Genomic DNA, 13540 nt, shown 5'->3' on the forward strand with positions numbered 1-13540 from the left:
GGACGGGCGTTGATGTCGGGCGTCAGTGGTGCAGGATCTTCGACAGGAAGTCCTTGGCCCGGTCACTGCGCGGGTTGCTGAAGAACTGGTCGGGGACGGCTTCTTCGACGATCTTTCCGTCGGCCATGAAGACGACCCGGTTGGCGGCCGAGCGCGCGAAACCCATCTCGTGGGTGACGACGACCATCGTCATACCGTCGCGTGCCAGCTGCTGCATGACCTCCAGGACCTCATTGATCATCTCCGGGTCGAGCGCCGAAGTGGGCTCGTCGAAGAGCATGACCTTGGGGTCCATCGCCAACGCCCGCGCGATCGCCACGCGTTGCTGCTGACCGCCGGAGAGCTGTGCCGGGTACTTGTCCGCCTGCGAGCCGACACCCACCCGGTCGAGCAGGGCACGGGCCTTGGTCTCGGCGGCCTTCTTCTCGGTCTTGCGCACCTTGACCTGGCCCAGCATGACGTTCTGCAGGACCGTCTTGTGCGCGAAGAGGTTGAAGGACTGGAAGACCATGCCGACGTCGGCGCGCAGCCGGGCCAGCTCCTTGCCCTCCTGGGGCAGCGGCTTTCCGTCGATCGAGATGGCGCCGGAGTCGACTGTCTCCAGGCGGTTGATGGTGCGGCACAGTGTGGACTTCCCGGATCCCGAAGGTCCGATCACGACCACGACCTCGCCTCGGGCGATGGTCAGATCGATGTCCTGGAGCACATGCAGCGCGCCGAAGTGCTTGTTGACGTTGCTCAGCACGACCAGGTCGTCCGCCACCGGCTGGGCGTCCTTGGTCACTGAAACTCCGCTCATCGGCTTGTTGCTCCGTCCTCATCGGTTGCGAGGACCCTAGTGACAGCCTGCCACCAGCGTCATTACATCTGAGCGGAAATTGAGCATTACGATCCGGTTACTTGCCACCACTCCGGGTGAAGAACGCAGGCGGTGGAGTACCGGCTGCATAACGGAAACCCCGCTCGGGGGGAAGCCCCTTGACTGGCCGGGCGTCCATCGGCGTGGATGCGTGGGTACGTATCGAATGCGACCGGAGTGCGACGGAAGGGGGACCATGCGACTGCTGCTCGTCGAGGACGACGACCACGTTGCCGCGGCCCTCTCCGCGATCCTGGCCAAACACGGCTTCAAGGTGGTGCACGCGCGCAACGGCGAAGAGGCGCTGCAGGCCCTGCTGCCGGCCGCGCACGAGCCCTTCGGTGTCATCCTGCTCGATCTGGGTCTTCCCGACCAGGACGGCTACGAGGTCTGCGGGAAGATCCGCAAGCGCAGCTCGACGCCGGTGATCATGGTGACCGCGCGGGCCGACGTACGCTCCCGCATCCACGGCCTCAATCTGGGCGCCGACGACTATGTGGTGAAGCCGTACGACACCGGCGAGCTGATCGCCCGTATCCACGCGGTCATCCGGCGCCCTCCGCCGGCCGGCGGCCGCACCACCGGCGACAGCGAGCTGTGGCTCGGCCCCGTCCAGATCGAGCTGCCCACCCGCAGGGTCAGTGTCGAGGGCAGCGAAGTGCAGCTCACCCGCAAGGAGTTCGACCTGCTTGCGCTGCTCGCCCAGCGGCCCGGGGTCGTCTTCCGCAGGGAGCAGATCATCAGCGAGGTGTGGCGCACCAGCTGGGAGGGGACAGGGCGCACCCTCGAGGTGCACGTGGCGTCCCTGCGCTCCAAGCTGCGGATGCCCGCGCTGATCGAGACCGTGCGCGGCGTCGGCTACCGGCTCGTCGCCCCCGCCGCTCCCGGCACACCCCAAGGTACGTAACTCCCGGTGCGCACCCGTCTCCTCCCGCTGCTCATCGTCCTCATGGCAGGCGTGCTGCTCGCGCTCGGCTTCCCGCTCGCCGTCAGCGTGGCCGCCGCACAGCAGCAGAAAGTCGTCGTCGACCGGATCGACGACACCGCGCGCATCGCCGCCGAGGCCCAGTTCGTCACGGAGATACCGGCCGTCGAGAAGGAACGGCAGGCCAGGCTCCAAGACGAACTCGTCCGCTATCGACAGGTGTACGGAATTCGGGCCGGGGTCTTCGACCGAGATGGTGTTGCCCTGGCCAACGCCCCGCTGGGCTGGGGAGTTCCCGGCGAGGGCGAGGGGCGCCAGGCCTTCCAGGAGGCGCTCGCCAGCCGCCGCAGTCACGATCCCTCCCAGGTGTGGCCCTGGCAGCGCGGACGCCTGGTGGTCGCCTCTCCGGTCGTCAGGAACGGCGACGTGATCGCGGTCGTGATGACCGACTCGCCCACGGGGGAGATGCGTTCGAAGATTCTCCACGGCTGGCTGCTGATCGGCGGGGGACTGGTGGCCGCGATGCTCGTGGCCGTCGGGGCTGCCTTCCGGCTGACGGGCTGGGTGCTGCTGCCCGTCAGGATCCTGGACGCGGCCACCCACGGCATCGCGACCGGGCGGATGAACTCGCGCGTCGCACCTGGTGGCGGCCCGCCGGAACTCAGGCGCCTGGCCCGTTCGTTCAACGAGATGGCGGACAACGTCGAGGACGTACTGGAACAGCAGCGCGCCTTCGTCGCCGATGCCTCGCACCAACTCCGCAACCCCCTGGCGGCGTTGCTGCTCCGGATCGAACTGCTCGCGCTCGAACTCCCCGAGGGCAACGAGGAGATCGCCTCGGTGCGCACGGAGGGCAAGCGCCTCGCCCAGGTGCTCGACGACCTGCTGGGCCTGGCGCTGGCCGAGCATGCCGGTGCTGAGATGCGGCTCACCGACATCGGTGAACTGACGGCCGAGCGGGTCGCCGCCTGGCGCCCGCTCGCCGACGACAAGGGGGTGCGGATCACCGAGCACGGTGCGGCCGCCGCCACCGCCTGGGCGGACCCCGTCGCGCTCTCCAGCGCCCTGGACGCGGTGATCGACAACGCGCTGAAGTTCACCCCTGGAGGAGCGGAGGTCCGCGTCACCGTAGCCGTCGACGGCGCGGTCTCCACCATCACCGTCGCCGATGGCGGCCCCGGCCTGACCGAGGACGAGCTGGCCCGTGTCGGCGACCGCTTCTGGCGCTCCAACAGGCACCAGAACGTCAAGGGTTCGGGCCTGGGCCTGTCGATCTCGCGGGCCCTGCTCGCTGCGGGCGGCGGCTCCCTCGCGTACGGCAAGAACACCCCGCAGGGGCTGCGCGTGACCGTGACGGTGCCGCGCAGCGAGCCCTCCTGAGAGGGCAGGCCGGGGTTACGGCTTCACCGACCGGTAGTAGCGCCGTGCCCCTTCGTGCAGCGGCAGCGGGTCGGTGTAGATCGCGGTGCGTACGTCCACCAGTTGAGCGGCGTGCACCTGCCGTCCGATGCTGTCGCGGCTGCGGATCACCGTGCGGGTGAAGTCCTCGGTGAGGCGTGCGTCGGTGCGGTCGGCGGTGATCAGGATGTTCGCCACGGCCAGAGTCCCCACCGAGGTGCCGTTGCGCGCCGCGGGATAGGCGTCGGCGGGCATGACCGCCGAACGGTAGTAGCGGGTGGACTCCCCGCTCTGGTGCAGGGTCGCCACCAGGTCGTCGAGCGGGATCAGCCGCACCGGGAAGCGTTCGGTCAGCAGGCGCACCGCTGTGGTGGGCAGCCCGCCCGACCAGAAGAAGGCGTCGATCTTCTTCTCCTCGAGAAGCCGCGGCGCGGTGTCGATCCCGGCCGCCACCGGGGTGATGTCCTTCTGCGGATCGAGCCCCGCCGCCCGCAGCATCCGCTCGGCGATCAGTCGTACGCCCGACCCTTCCTGGCCCACGGCCACCCGCAGTTTGCGCAGGTCACGAGCGCGGTGCACCGTCGATCCGTCCGCCACGACGAGCTGTATGTAGTCGTCGTACAGCCGCGCGCAGCCTCGAAGCCGGTCCGCGCCGGGCCGCTTCTTGCGCAGGTAGTCGTCGACGGCGTCGGCGGTGGCGAGGGCGAAGTCCGCCTTCCCCGTGGCCACCCGCGAGATGTTCTGCTGCGAGCCCTGGCTGGTCTGCAGGGTGACCGAGACATTCGGCAGGTCCTCGGCGAGCGCATCGCGCAGCATCGTGCCGTACGTCTGGTAGACCCCGGTCGGCACACCGGTACTGAAACTGAGCCGTCCGCCGGGGGCGGACGAGCCGAAGGGCAGCAGCCACCACGCCAGCAGCCCGAGGACCACCAGGGCGGCCGCGGAGCCCTGCAGAGCGCGGCGTCGGCCGATGCGGGAGAGTGCCTGGAACATGCGCGCGATCCTGCCAGTCCGCTCCCCGAAAGGACCAGGGGGTACGGAGCTGCGGGCGCCCCGTACCCTGGTGTACGAGATGAGTGCGAAGACCTACGAGGTGCGCACCTACGGGTGCCAGATGAACGTCCACGACTCCGAGCGGCTCTCGGGCCTCCTTGAGGGCGCCGGTTACGTCCGCGCGCCCAAGGACGCCGACGGGGATGCCGATGTCGTCGTCTTCAACACCTGCGCGGTGCGTGAGAACGCCGACAACAAGCTGTACGGCAATCTCGGCCGCCTCGCGCCGATGAAGACCAAGCGGCCCGGCATGCAGATCGCCGTCGGCGGCTGCCTCGCGCAGAAGGACCGCGACACGATCGTGGACCGGGCGCCCTGGGTCGATGTCGTCTTCGGTACGCACAACATCGGCAAGCTGCCGGTGCTGCTGGAGCGCGCCCGTATCCAGGAAGAGGCGCAGGTCGAGATCGCCGAGTCCCTGGAGGCCTTCCCCTCGACGCTGCCCACGCGGCGCGAGAGCGCCTACGCGGCGTGGGTCTCCATCTCGGTCGGCTGCAACAACACCTGCACCTTCTGCATCGTGCCCGCGCTGCGCGGCAAGGAGAAGGACCGCCGCCCCGGCGACATCCTCGCCGAGATCGAGGCGCTGGTCGCCGAGGGCGTCAGCGAGATCACCCTGCTCGGCCAGAACGTCAACGCGTACGGATCCGACATCGGCGACCGCGAGGCCTTCTCCAAGCTGCTGCGCGCCTGCGGAAAGGTCGAGGGCCTGGAGCGCGTCCGCTTCACCTCGCCGCACCCGCGCGACTTCACCGACGACGTGATCGCCGCGATGGCCGAGACGCCGAACGTGATGCCGCAGCTGCACATGCCGATGCAGTCGGGCTCGGACACGATCCTGAAGGCGATGCGCCGCTCGTACCGCCAGGACCGCTTCCTGGGGATCATCGAAAAGGTGCGCGCCGCTATCCCGCACGCCGCCATCTCCACCGACATCATCGTGGGCTTCCCCGGCGAGACCGAGGAGGACTTCGAGCAGACGATGCACGCGGTCCGCGAGGCCCGCTTCGCCAACGCCTTCACCTTCCAGTACTCCAAGCGCCCCGGGACGCCCGCCGCCACCATGGACGGGCAGATCCCCAAGGAGGTCGTGCAGGAGCGCTACATGCGCCTTTCCGTCCTCCAGGAGGAGATCTCCTGGAACGAGAACAAGACGCAGGTCGGCCGCACCCTGGACGTCATGGTCGCCGAGGGTGAAGGCCGCAAGGACGGTGCCACGCACCGGCTTTCGGGCCGTGCGCCCGACAACCGCCTGGTGCACTTCACCAAGCCGGAGCAGGACGTGCGCCCCGGCGACGTCGTGACGGTGGAGATCACGTACGCGGCACCGCACCACCTCCTCGCGGAGGGCGCGCCTCTCGGTGTACGGCGCACGCGCGCCGGTGACGCCTGGGAGAAGCGCACCGCTGCGCCCGCCCAGCAGGCGCCCGGCGTCCTGCTCGGCCTGCCGAAGATCGGCGTCCCTGAGCCGCTGCCCGCGGTCACCGGAGGCTGCTCCGTCGACTGACCGGCTCGCCCCGGTCCGGTGCGCAGTAGGCTGCCGATCATGCTCGTAGCCGCCGCTGTCTGTCCCTGCCCGCCTCTGCTCGTGCCCGGGGTCGCCGCCGGCGCCGCGGCCGAGCTCGACGCTGCGCGGGACGCTTGTCTCGACGCGCTCGGGGTGCTGGCCGCCTCCCGGCCCGACCGGCTGGTGGTCGTGGGGCCCGCAGGGCCCGAGGGGCGCGGTGCGCATCCGCAGGGGGCGGCGGGGTCCTTCGCCGGCTTCGGGGTGGATCTTGAGGTACGGCTCGGGGCCTTCGGTCCCGGTGACAGCGTGCCCGAGCGGGAACTGCCGCCTTCGCTCTCCGTGGCGGCCTGGCTGCTGGAGCGCACCGGCTGGACCGACGCACCCCTGGAGGCGCTGGGCGTGGGCGAACCGCTCGACACCGACCGCTGCCTCGCCGCGGGCCGAGAGCTGGCCGCCCGCGCGGAGCGCGTCGCGCTCCTGGTGATGGGCGACGGCAGCGCCTGTCGCACGCTGAAGGCGCCCGGTTATCTGGACGAGCGGGCCACCGCGTTCGACGCGGGCGTGGCCCGGGCGCTGGGTGCGGCGGACACCGCGGCACTGGCGGCGCTGGACGCGTCACTGGCGTACGAACTCAAAGCCGCGGGCCGTGCGCCCTGGCAGGTCCTCGCGGGGGCCGCCGAGGGCGCGCGGCTGGGCGGAGAGCTGCTGTACGAGGACGCTCCGTACGGCGTCGGGTACTTCGTCGCCGCCTGGTCCTAGGGCGCCCGGGACCCGGCTCCGGACACGGCGGAAGGCCGCGGAGTACGCACTCCGCGGCCTTCCGGCAGTGTGATTCAGGCGGCCGGCGGCGGGGTGCCCGTGCCGCCGTCCTTGTTCGAGAGCTTGCCCAAGGCGTCCTTGGCCTTGTCCGTACCCGTCTCGATCTTGTCGCTGTACTTGCCCTTGGTCTTGGAGTCGACCGTCTGGGCGGCCTTGTCCAGGCCCTGTTCGATCTTGCCCCCGTGCTGTTGGGCGAGGTCACCGACCTTGTCCTTGGCGGGTGCGAGCTTGGCCTTCAGGTTGTCCAGAAATCCCATGGGACACCTCTTCCCTCTCGAAGGGATTTTACTTGCGGGCGCCCTCACCGGCTTTGTTGTCGGCGGCAGCCTCGGCGGACTGCTGCTGGGGAATCTCGACTCCCTCGACAGCGGCCGCCTCGGTGGCACCGGCCTCCTCGGCTGCCTCCGCTGCGTCCTCCGCCTCCGGTTCGGCCGTCAGCGTGGCGACCGTCGTGTCTGCGGTGGACTCCTCGGCTGCGGCCTTGGACTTCCGGCTAAACCGTGCAAAAACACCCATATCTACTCCATACCGTACTCGTGCGAGCGAAATCACGCGCCACCCGGAGCGCCTCATTGCGTCGCCCGGGTGAACCGGTCGGTAAACCGGCGGGCGGAACCTCGCAACGGGAAACGAAGCCGGACGCGGGCCGTCACGTAACTCGTTCGGGGACAGGCCAGGAGGTTTGCGAGACTGGGGAGGTGAGAACTGCAGCTCCCGCACCGCGGGTCATCGCCGTCGTCGGTCCCACCGCGGCCGGAAAGTCCGATCTGGGCGTCGCGCTCGCCCGGCATTTCGGGGGTGAGGTCGTCAACGCGGACTCCATGCAGCTCTACCGGGGGATGGACATCGGCACCGCCAAGCTGACGCTCCCCGAGCGGGGCGGCATCACCCATCGGCTCCTCGACATCTGGGACGTGAAAGAGGCGGCCAGCGTCGCGGAGTACCAGCGTCTCGCCCGCGCGGAGATCGACCGGCTGCTCGCCGAGGGCCGTACGCCGGTCCTGGTGGGCGGCTCCGGGCTGTACGTGCGCGGCGCCATCGACGCCCTGGAGTTCCCCGGCACCGATCCGGCCGTACGCGCACGGCTCGAGGAGGAGCTGACGCTTCGCGGTCCCGGCGCACTGCACGCACGACTGGCCGCAGCCGACCCGGACGCCGGGCGGGCGATCCTGCCCAGCAACGGCCGCCGTATCGTCCGCGCACTCGAGGTCATCGAGATCACCGGAAAGCCCTTCACCGCCAACCTCCCCGGTCACGATTCGATCTACGACACCGTGCAGATCGGCGTCGACGTCGCCCGCCCCGAGCTCGACGAGCGCATCGCGCGGCGCGTCGACCGGATGTGGGAGGAGGGACTGGTCGACGAGGTGAAGGCGCTGGAGGGCCTGGGCCTGCGCGAGGGACGCACCGCATCGCGCGCTCTCGGGTACCAGCAGGTGCTCGCCTCCCTCGCGGGAGAGTGCACCGAGGAGGAGGCGCGCGCCGAGACCGTACGCGCCACCAAGCGCTTCGCGCGCCGTCAGGACTCCTGGTTCCGCCGCGATCCCCGCGTGCACTGGCTGAGCGGCGCGGCCGAGGACCGCGCGGAACTTCCGCACCGGGCACTGGCGTTGGTCGAACGAGCGGTCACAGCCTGATCACGTGATGGCATCGGGACGCTCCGGCCGTCAATCCGGGGCCACGGAGCGTGCCATCATCGAGCTGCGATCGACAGTGAAGTCCGAGTTGGGAGGGCGCGTGGCGATGGAGGCCGGCCCTCGCGACAGAGAACGCGACACGGAGCAGGGCGACCAGGGCACAGCGGGAGTACCGGAGGACGCGGTACGGCTGAGCCCCGACGGGCCCGACCCCCTCGACGAGGCGGCCATGGCCGCCGCGGCGCCCGAGGTCGAGGTGGAACTGCGCCCGCAGCGACGCCTGCGGATCTGGCAGCTCGCGCCGATCGTGATGCTCGCCGCCGTCGGCTCGCTGATGTTCGCCTTTCCGCTCGCCTTCGAATTCGGTGACGGCGGACCGGTCGTGGCCATGCTCGGACTCCTGATCAGCTGTTGCGCCGCCGGCTGGGGGCTGATGGCCGCCCGCCGCGTGGGCTACACCCTGCCGGGACTGCCCGCCAAGGGTTCGGGGGAGCGCCCCGACTGGCGGGTGATCGCGCTGTACGCCGTCACCGCGTGCGCCCTGGTCGCGCTGGCCGTGTGGCGGGTCGCCCGGCTCCGCTGAGGCGCCGTCGCCCGCGCCGAAGGCGTTGTCGGTGCCCTCTCGTACGATGGAGCGCGTGACCACCACTGCGCAGCTCGCCTACCTCAAGGGCCACGGGACCGAGAACGACTTCGTGATCGTCCCCGACCCGGACAACACCGTCGACCTGCCCGCATCCGCCGTCGCGGCGCTCTGCGACCGGCGGGCCGGTATCGGCGGGGACGGCCTGCTCCATGTCGTACGGTCCGCCGCGCACCCCGAGGCGCTGGCGATGGCCGGCGAGGCCGAGTGGTTCATGGACTACCGCAACGGAGACGGCTCCACCGTCGAGATGTGCGGCAACGGAGTGCGGGTTTTCGCCCGCTATCTGCAGCGCGCCGGCCTTGTCGGGGACGGTGACCTCGCGGTCGCCACCCGCGGTGGTGTGAAGCAGGTGCACCTGGCCAAGGGCGATGACGGGGACATCACCGTCTCCATGGGGCGCTCTCTGCTCTCCGAGGACGAAGCGACCGTCAGTGTCGGCGGTCGCAGCTGGCCCGCGCGGAACGTGAACATGGGCAACCCGCACGCGGTGGCCTTCGTCGAGGAGCTCGAGCACGCCGGAGACCTCTTCACCGCGCCGTCGTTCAGCCCGGCCGCCGTCTATCCGACGGGGGTCAATGTCGAGTTCGTCGTGGACCGGGGCGAGCGGCATGTGGCGATGCGGGTGCACGAGCGCGGGGCGGGGGAGACCCGGTCCTGCGGCACGGGTGCCTGTGCCGTCGCGGTGGCCGCGGCCCGCAGGGACGGGCTCGATCCTTCGGTCACCGGTGCTCCCGTGACGTACACCGTCGATGTGCTCGGCGGGCAGTTGTCGATCACCGAGCGGCCGGACGGCGAAATCGAGATGACCGGTCCCGCCGTGATTGTGGCCGAGGGCACGATCGATGCCGACTGGTGGGAAACGGCTCGCGACTGAGTTTCGCTCGAATGGGTGATCAGTTTCACGGTGAGCGAGAGTGGGACTGCGGCCCGTGGTGGGCTCGGTAGCATCAAGCACCGGCCCTCGGGCGTATCCGCAGCCTGACAGTCGCCGGTCGATGGCCGAGACTGCCGGAGGTGCCCCATGAGTGCAGAGGCCACCAATCCTGGTGCCCCCAGCCGCCGGCGAGGCCGCCCCAGGATCGACCTTCGCCGGCTAGGCCGGGCAGCCCTGCTCGGCCCGGTCTCCAGGGACCGGCTGCCCGACGCCATCGGTCATGTCGCCGAGGCGCATCGGGCCCATCATCCCGACGCCGATCTGGCCGTCCTGCGCAGGGCGTACGTACTCGCCGAGTCCTCGCACAGAGGGCAGATGCGAAAGAGCGGCGAGCCCTACATCACGCACCCGCTCGCCGTGACGCTGATCCTCGCCGAACTGGGCGCCGAGACCACGACCTTGACCGCCTCCCTGCTCCACGACACCGTCGAGGACACCGAGGTGACGCTCGATCAGGTGAGGGACCAGTTCGGCGAAGAGGTCTGCTTCCTCGTCGACGGGGTCACCAAACTGGAGAAGGTCGACTACGGCGCCGCGGCCGAACCCGAGACCTTCCGCAAGATGCTCGTCGCCACCGGCAACGACGTCCGCGTCATGTCGATCAAGCTGGCCGACCGGCTGCACAACATGCGCACGCTGGGCGTGATGCGCCCCGAGAAGCAGGCCCGGATCGCCAAGGTCACCCGTGACGTGCTGATCCCACTGGCCGAGCGACTCGGCGTACAGGCGCTCAAGACGGAGCTGGAGGATCTGGTGTTCGCGATCCTCCACCCCGAGGAGTACGAGCACACCCGCGCGCTCATCGCGGCCGACGCCGCGACCGCCGACCCCCTCGCCACCATCGCCGAGGAGCTCAGAGTCGTCCTGCGGGACGCGGGCATCAGCGCCGAAGTCCTCATCAGGCCGCGCCACTTCGTCTCCGTGCACCGGGTGAGCATCAAACGCGGCGAACTGCGCCCGACCGACTTCGGCCGGCTCCTCGTGCTGGTCGGCGAGGACGCCGACTGCTACGGGGTGCTCGGTGAGCTGCACACCTGCTTCACCCCGGTGATCTCGGAGTTCAAGGACTTCATCGCCACACCCAAGTTCAACCTGTACCAGTCGCTGCACACCGCGGTCGCCAGCCCTGACGGCTCGGTCGCCGAAGTCCTCATCCGTACGCACCAGATGCACAAGGTCGCCGAGGCGGGTGTCGTCGCGCTCGGCAATCCGTACGCACCCCTGGAGCCGGCCTCCTCCGTCGTCTCCGCGGAACCCGCCGAGGACGGCGAGCGCGCCGACCCGACGCGCCCCGGCTGGCTCTCGCGGCTCCTCGAATGGCAGGAGTCCGCGCCGGACCCCGACACCTTCTGGTCCACGCTCCGCGCCGACCTGGCGCAGGACCGCGAGATCACGGTCTTCCGCTCGGACGGCTCCATGCTGGGGCTGCCGGCCGGCGCGAGCTGTGTCGACGCGGCCTATGCGCAGTACGGCGAAGCGGCGCACGCCTGTATCGGCGCGCGCGTCAACGGCCGTCTGGCGACGCTCAGCACGGTGCTCAGCGACGGGGACACCGTGCAGCTCCTGCTCGCGCAGGACGCTGCCTCGGGACCCTCGCCCGACTGGCTCGACCATGCCCGTACGCCCGGCGCCCGGATCGCCATCACCGGCTGGCTGGCCGCACATCCGGAAGGTGCCGCGGTGCCCGTCGCCGCCCCGCGTCCGCCCGTGTCGGAAGCGGCGGCCGGCGACGCGGTGCGGCCGGCGGGAGCCCATGCCGTCGTCGACCTGCCGAACGCGGCCGTACGGCTCGCGGGCTGCTGCACGCCCGTGCCGCCCGACGCCGTCACCGGCTTCGAGGTGCGCGGCGGAGCCGTCACCGTGCACCGCGAGGGGTGCTCGGCCGTGGCCCGGATGCGGGCGGTGGGCCGGGCGCCCGTCACGGTGAGCTGGCGGGCCACCGGCGAGGTGCGGGTCACGCTCGTCGCGGAGGCCTTCGGCCGCCCGCATCTGCTGGCAGACCTCACGGAGGCCATCGCCACCGCGGGGGCCGCGGTCGTGTCCGCCACGGTGGAACCGCCGAGCGAGCAGCGGGTGCGCCACACCTACACGCTCCAACTCCCGGACTCGGCAGGGCTTCCCGCGCTGATGCGCATCATGCGCGACGTGGCCGGCGTGTACGACGTGAGCCGCGCCCAGCATCCGGCCACCGCCTGAGAGCCTCGTTCGGGTGGCGTGGCGCGCGCCGCCACGCCCTGCGCCGCGCGCGCTGATAGCCGTAACCCATGCTGCACATCTCCCGGCCCTCCCGGAGGCTGCGCGCCGGTCTGCTGGCCGCCGCATCGGCCGCCCTCGTCGCCGCCGCCCTGCCCGCGCCCATGCCTCTGGGCATCGGCGATCCGCTCTACCCGAACCTCGGCAACCCCGGCTACGACGTCCTCTCGTACGACATCGGCCTCACCTACGGCGGCTCCAACACCAAGCCGCTGTCCGCCGTCACCGTCATCGACGCACGGGCCACCGAGGCCCTGGAGCGTGTCAACCTCGACTTCACCCACGGCACGGTCGACTCCGTCGAGGTGAACGGCGCCCGCGCCGACTTCGCGACGAGCGGTGAGGACCTGGTCGTCACCCCGGCCGCGGCCGTCCCCGCCGGTGACCTGCTGCGGATCACCGTCCACCACACCAGCGACCCGCGCGGCGGACAGGCCGGCGGCTGGGTGCGCACGGGCGACGGACTGGTCATGGCCAACCAGGCGGACGCCGCGCACCGGGTCTTCCCCTGCAACGACCACCCCTCCGACAAGGCCTTCTTCACCTTCCGCGTGACCGTCCCGAAGGGGCTCACGGCCGTCGCGAACGGTCTGGAACTGCCTCGGACCCGGCACGCCGGCAGCGTCACGTCGACATACCGGACCGCGCATCCCATGGCCACCGAACTGGCCCAGGTGTCGATCGGACGCTCGACGGTCCTGCGCCGTACGGGACCGCACGGGCTGCCGGTGCGCGACGTGGTGCCCGCCGCCGACCGCACCAAGCTGGAGCCGTGGCTGAAGAAGACCCCGGCCCAGCTGGCCTGGATGGAGTCGAAGGTCGGTCCGTACCCCTTCGAGACGTACGGTCTCCTGATCGCCGACATGGACACCGGTTTCGAGCTGGAGACGCAGACGCTGTCGCTCTTCGAGCGCTCGATGTTCACGCGGGCCGAGTACCCGGAGTGGTACGTCGACTCGATCATGGTCCATGAGCTGTCCCACCACTGGTTCGGCGACAGCGTCTCGCCGCACGCCTGGTCCGACCTGTGGCTCAACGAAGGCCACGCGACCTGGTACGAGGCGCTCTATGCGCAGGAGCAGGCCGATCAGCCGATGGAGCGGCGCATGCGCGATGCCTACACGGACTCGGACGGCTGGCGCGCGGCGGGCGGACCGCCCGCACGGCCGCGCAGGGCCGAGCCGGGACAGCAGATCGGCATCTTCAGGCCGGTCGTGTACGACGGCAGCGCACTGGTGCTCTACGCGCTGCGCCAGGAGATCGGCGCCGGCGCCTTCGAGCAGCTCGAACGGGAGTGGGTGCGCGAGTACCGGGACGGGACCGCGACCACCGCGGACTTCTCGGCGCTCGCGTCGCGGATCTCCGGGCGCGATCTCTCCGGGTTCTTCCAGGCGTGGCTGTACGGGGAGAGGACGCCGCCCATGCCCGGACACCCGGACTGGCACAGCGAACGGTAAAGGCGGATCGAGCGGGGTAAAACCTGGGTGACGGTCCCGGTCGCGGCATGCC

At 70.5% G+C, this 13540-nt stretch carries 13 protein-coding genes; 9 read left to right on the forward strand and 4 right to left on the reverse strand.

Translation table 11 applies throughout. The features are described 5' to 3' along the window. Positions 1–22 precede the first annotated feature (22 nt). Positions 23–799, reverse strand: a complete 777-nt coding sequence (locus AB0H78_RS23195) for an amino acid ABC transporter ATP-binding protein (RefSeq protein ID WP_363236432.1) — start codon at positions 797–799, stop codon at positions 23–25. Between the two features lie 256 nt (positions 800–1055). Here AB0H78_RS23195 and AB0H78_RS23200 point away from each other — a divergent pair, with 256 nt between their 5' ends. Both AB0H78_RS23200 and AB0H78_RS23205 read left to right on the forward strand, forming a co-directional pair. Further along, entirely contained in the window at positions 1056–1766 is a 711-nt protein-coding gene (locus AB0H78_RS23200) for a response regulator transcription factor (RefSeq protein ID WP_363236433.1), read from the forward strand. Positions 1767–1772: 6 nt separating this feature from the next. Beyond that, positions 1773–3164, forward strand: coding sequence for a HAMP domain-containing sensor histidine kinase (locus AB0H78_RS23205; protein WP_363236434.1), 1392 nt, complete (start codon positions 1773–1775; stop codon positions 3162–3164). Positions 3165–3179: 15 nt separating this feature from the next. Here the strand turns inward: AB0H78_RS23205 and AB0H78_RS23210 are convergent, their stop codons facing one another. Beyond that, on the reverse strand, positions 3180–4175 hold the full coding sequence (locus AB0H78_RS23210) for a TAXI family TRAP transporter solute-binding subunit (RefSeq protein WP_363236435.1): 996 nt from the start codon (positions 4173–4175) through the stop codon (positions 3180–3182). 79 nt (positions 4176–4254) lie between these two features. On the opposite strand from AB0H78_RS23210, the gene miaB reads away from it, so the two are divergent. Together miaB and AB0H78_RS23220 are read left to right on the forward strand one after the other, a co-directional pair. Then, positions 4255–5742, forward strand: coding sequence for a tRNA (N6-isopentenyl adenosine(37)-C2)-methylthiotransferase MiaB (gene miaB / locus AB0H78_RS23215; RefSeq protein ID WP_363236436.1), 1488 nt, complete (start codon positions 4255–4257; stop codon positions 5740–5742). A 39-nt stretch (positions 5743–5781) separates the two neighbouring features. Then, positions 5782–6501, forward strand: coding sequence for a class III extradiol dioxygenase subunit B-like domain-containing protein (locus AB0H78_RS23220; protein ID WP_363236437.1), 720 nt, complete (start codon positions 5782–5784; stop codon positions 6499–6501). Positions 6502–6575: 74 nt separating this feature from the next. Here AB0H78_RS23220 and AB0H78_RS23225 read toward each other — a convergent pair whose 3' ends face one another. Further along, positions 6576–6818 (reverse strand): antitoxin, encoded by a 243-nt coding sequence (locus AB0H78_RS23225; RefSeq protein ID WP_363236438.1) that lies wholly within the window; start codon positions 6816–6818, stop codon positions 6576–6578. Between the two features lie 28 nt (positions 6819–6846). Next, positions 6847–7077, reverse strand: a complete 231-nt coding sequence (locus AB0H78_RS23230; RefSeq protein WP_363236439.1) for a gliding motility protein — start codon at positions 7075–7077, stop codon at positions 6847–6849. Between the two features lie 182 nt (positions 7078–7259). Here AB0H78_RS23230 and miaA point away from each other — a divergent pair, with 182 nt between their 5' ends. The 5 genes from miaA (at position 7260) to AB0H78_RS23255 (ending at position 13488) form a co-directional block, all read left to right on the forward strand. Further along, positions 7260–8198 carry a tRNA (adenosine(37)-N6)-dimethylallyltransferase MiaA gene (miaA, locus tag AB0H78_RS23235; protein WP_363236440.1) on the forward strand — a complete coding sequence of 313 codons (939 nt, stop codon included), beginning with the start codon at positions 7260–7262 and terminating at the stop codon, positions 8196–8198. A gap of 106 nt (positions 8199–8304) precedes the next feature. After that, positions 8305–8781: a hypothetical protein gene (locus tag AB0H78_RS23240; RefSeq protein ID WP_363236441.1), complete on the forward strand. Its 477-nt coding sequence runs from the start codon at positions 8305–8307 to the stop codon at positions 8779–8781. 46 nt (positions 8782–8827) lie between these two features. Then, a complete protein-coding gene (dapF, locus tag AB0H78_RS23245; protein ID WP_363236655.1) occupies positions 8828–9718 on the forward strand; it encodes a diaminopimelate epimerase in 891 nt (296 codons plus the stop codon). Positions 9719–9865: 147 nt separating this feature from the next. Continuing rightward, positions 9866–11974: an HD domain-containing protein gene (locus tag AB0H78_RS23250; RefSeq protein WP_363236442.1), complete on the forward strand. Its 2109-nt coding sequence runs from the start codon at positions 9866–9868 to the stop codon at positions 11972–11974. A gap of 77 nt (positions 11975–12051) precedes the next feature. Further along, on the forward strand, positions 12052–13488 hold the full coding sequence (locus AB0H78_RS23255; RefSeq protein WP_363236656.1) for a M1 family metallopeptidase: 1437 nt from the start codon (positions 12052–12054) through the stop codon (positions 13486–13488). The last annotated feature ends 52 nt before the right edge of the window (positions 13489–13540 follow it).

It is taken from the genome of Streptomyces sp. NPDC050738 (genome assembly GCF_040654175.1).
GTDB lineage: Bacteria > Actinomycetota > Actinomycetes > Streptomycetales > Streptomycetaceae > Streptomyces.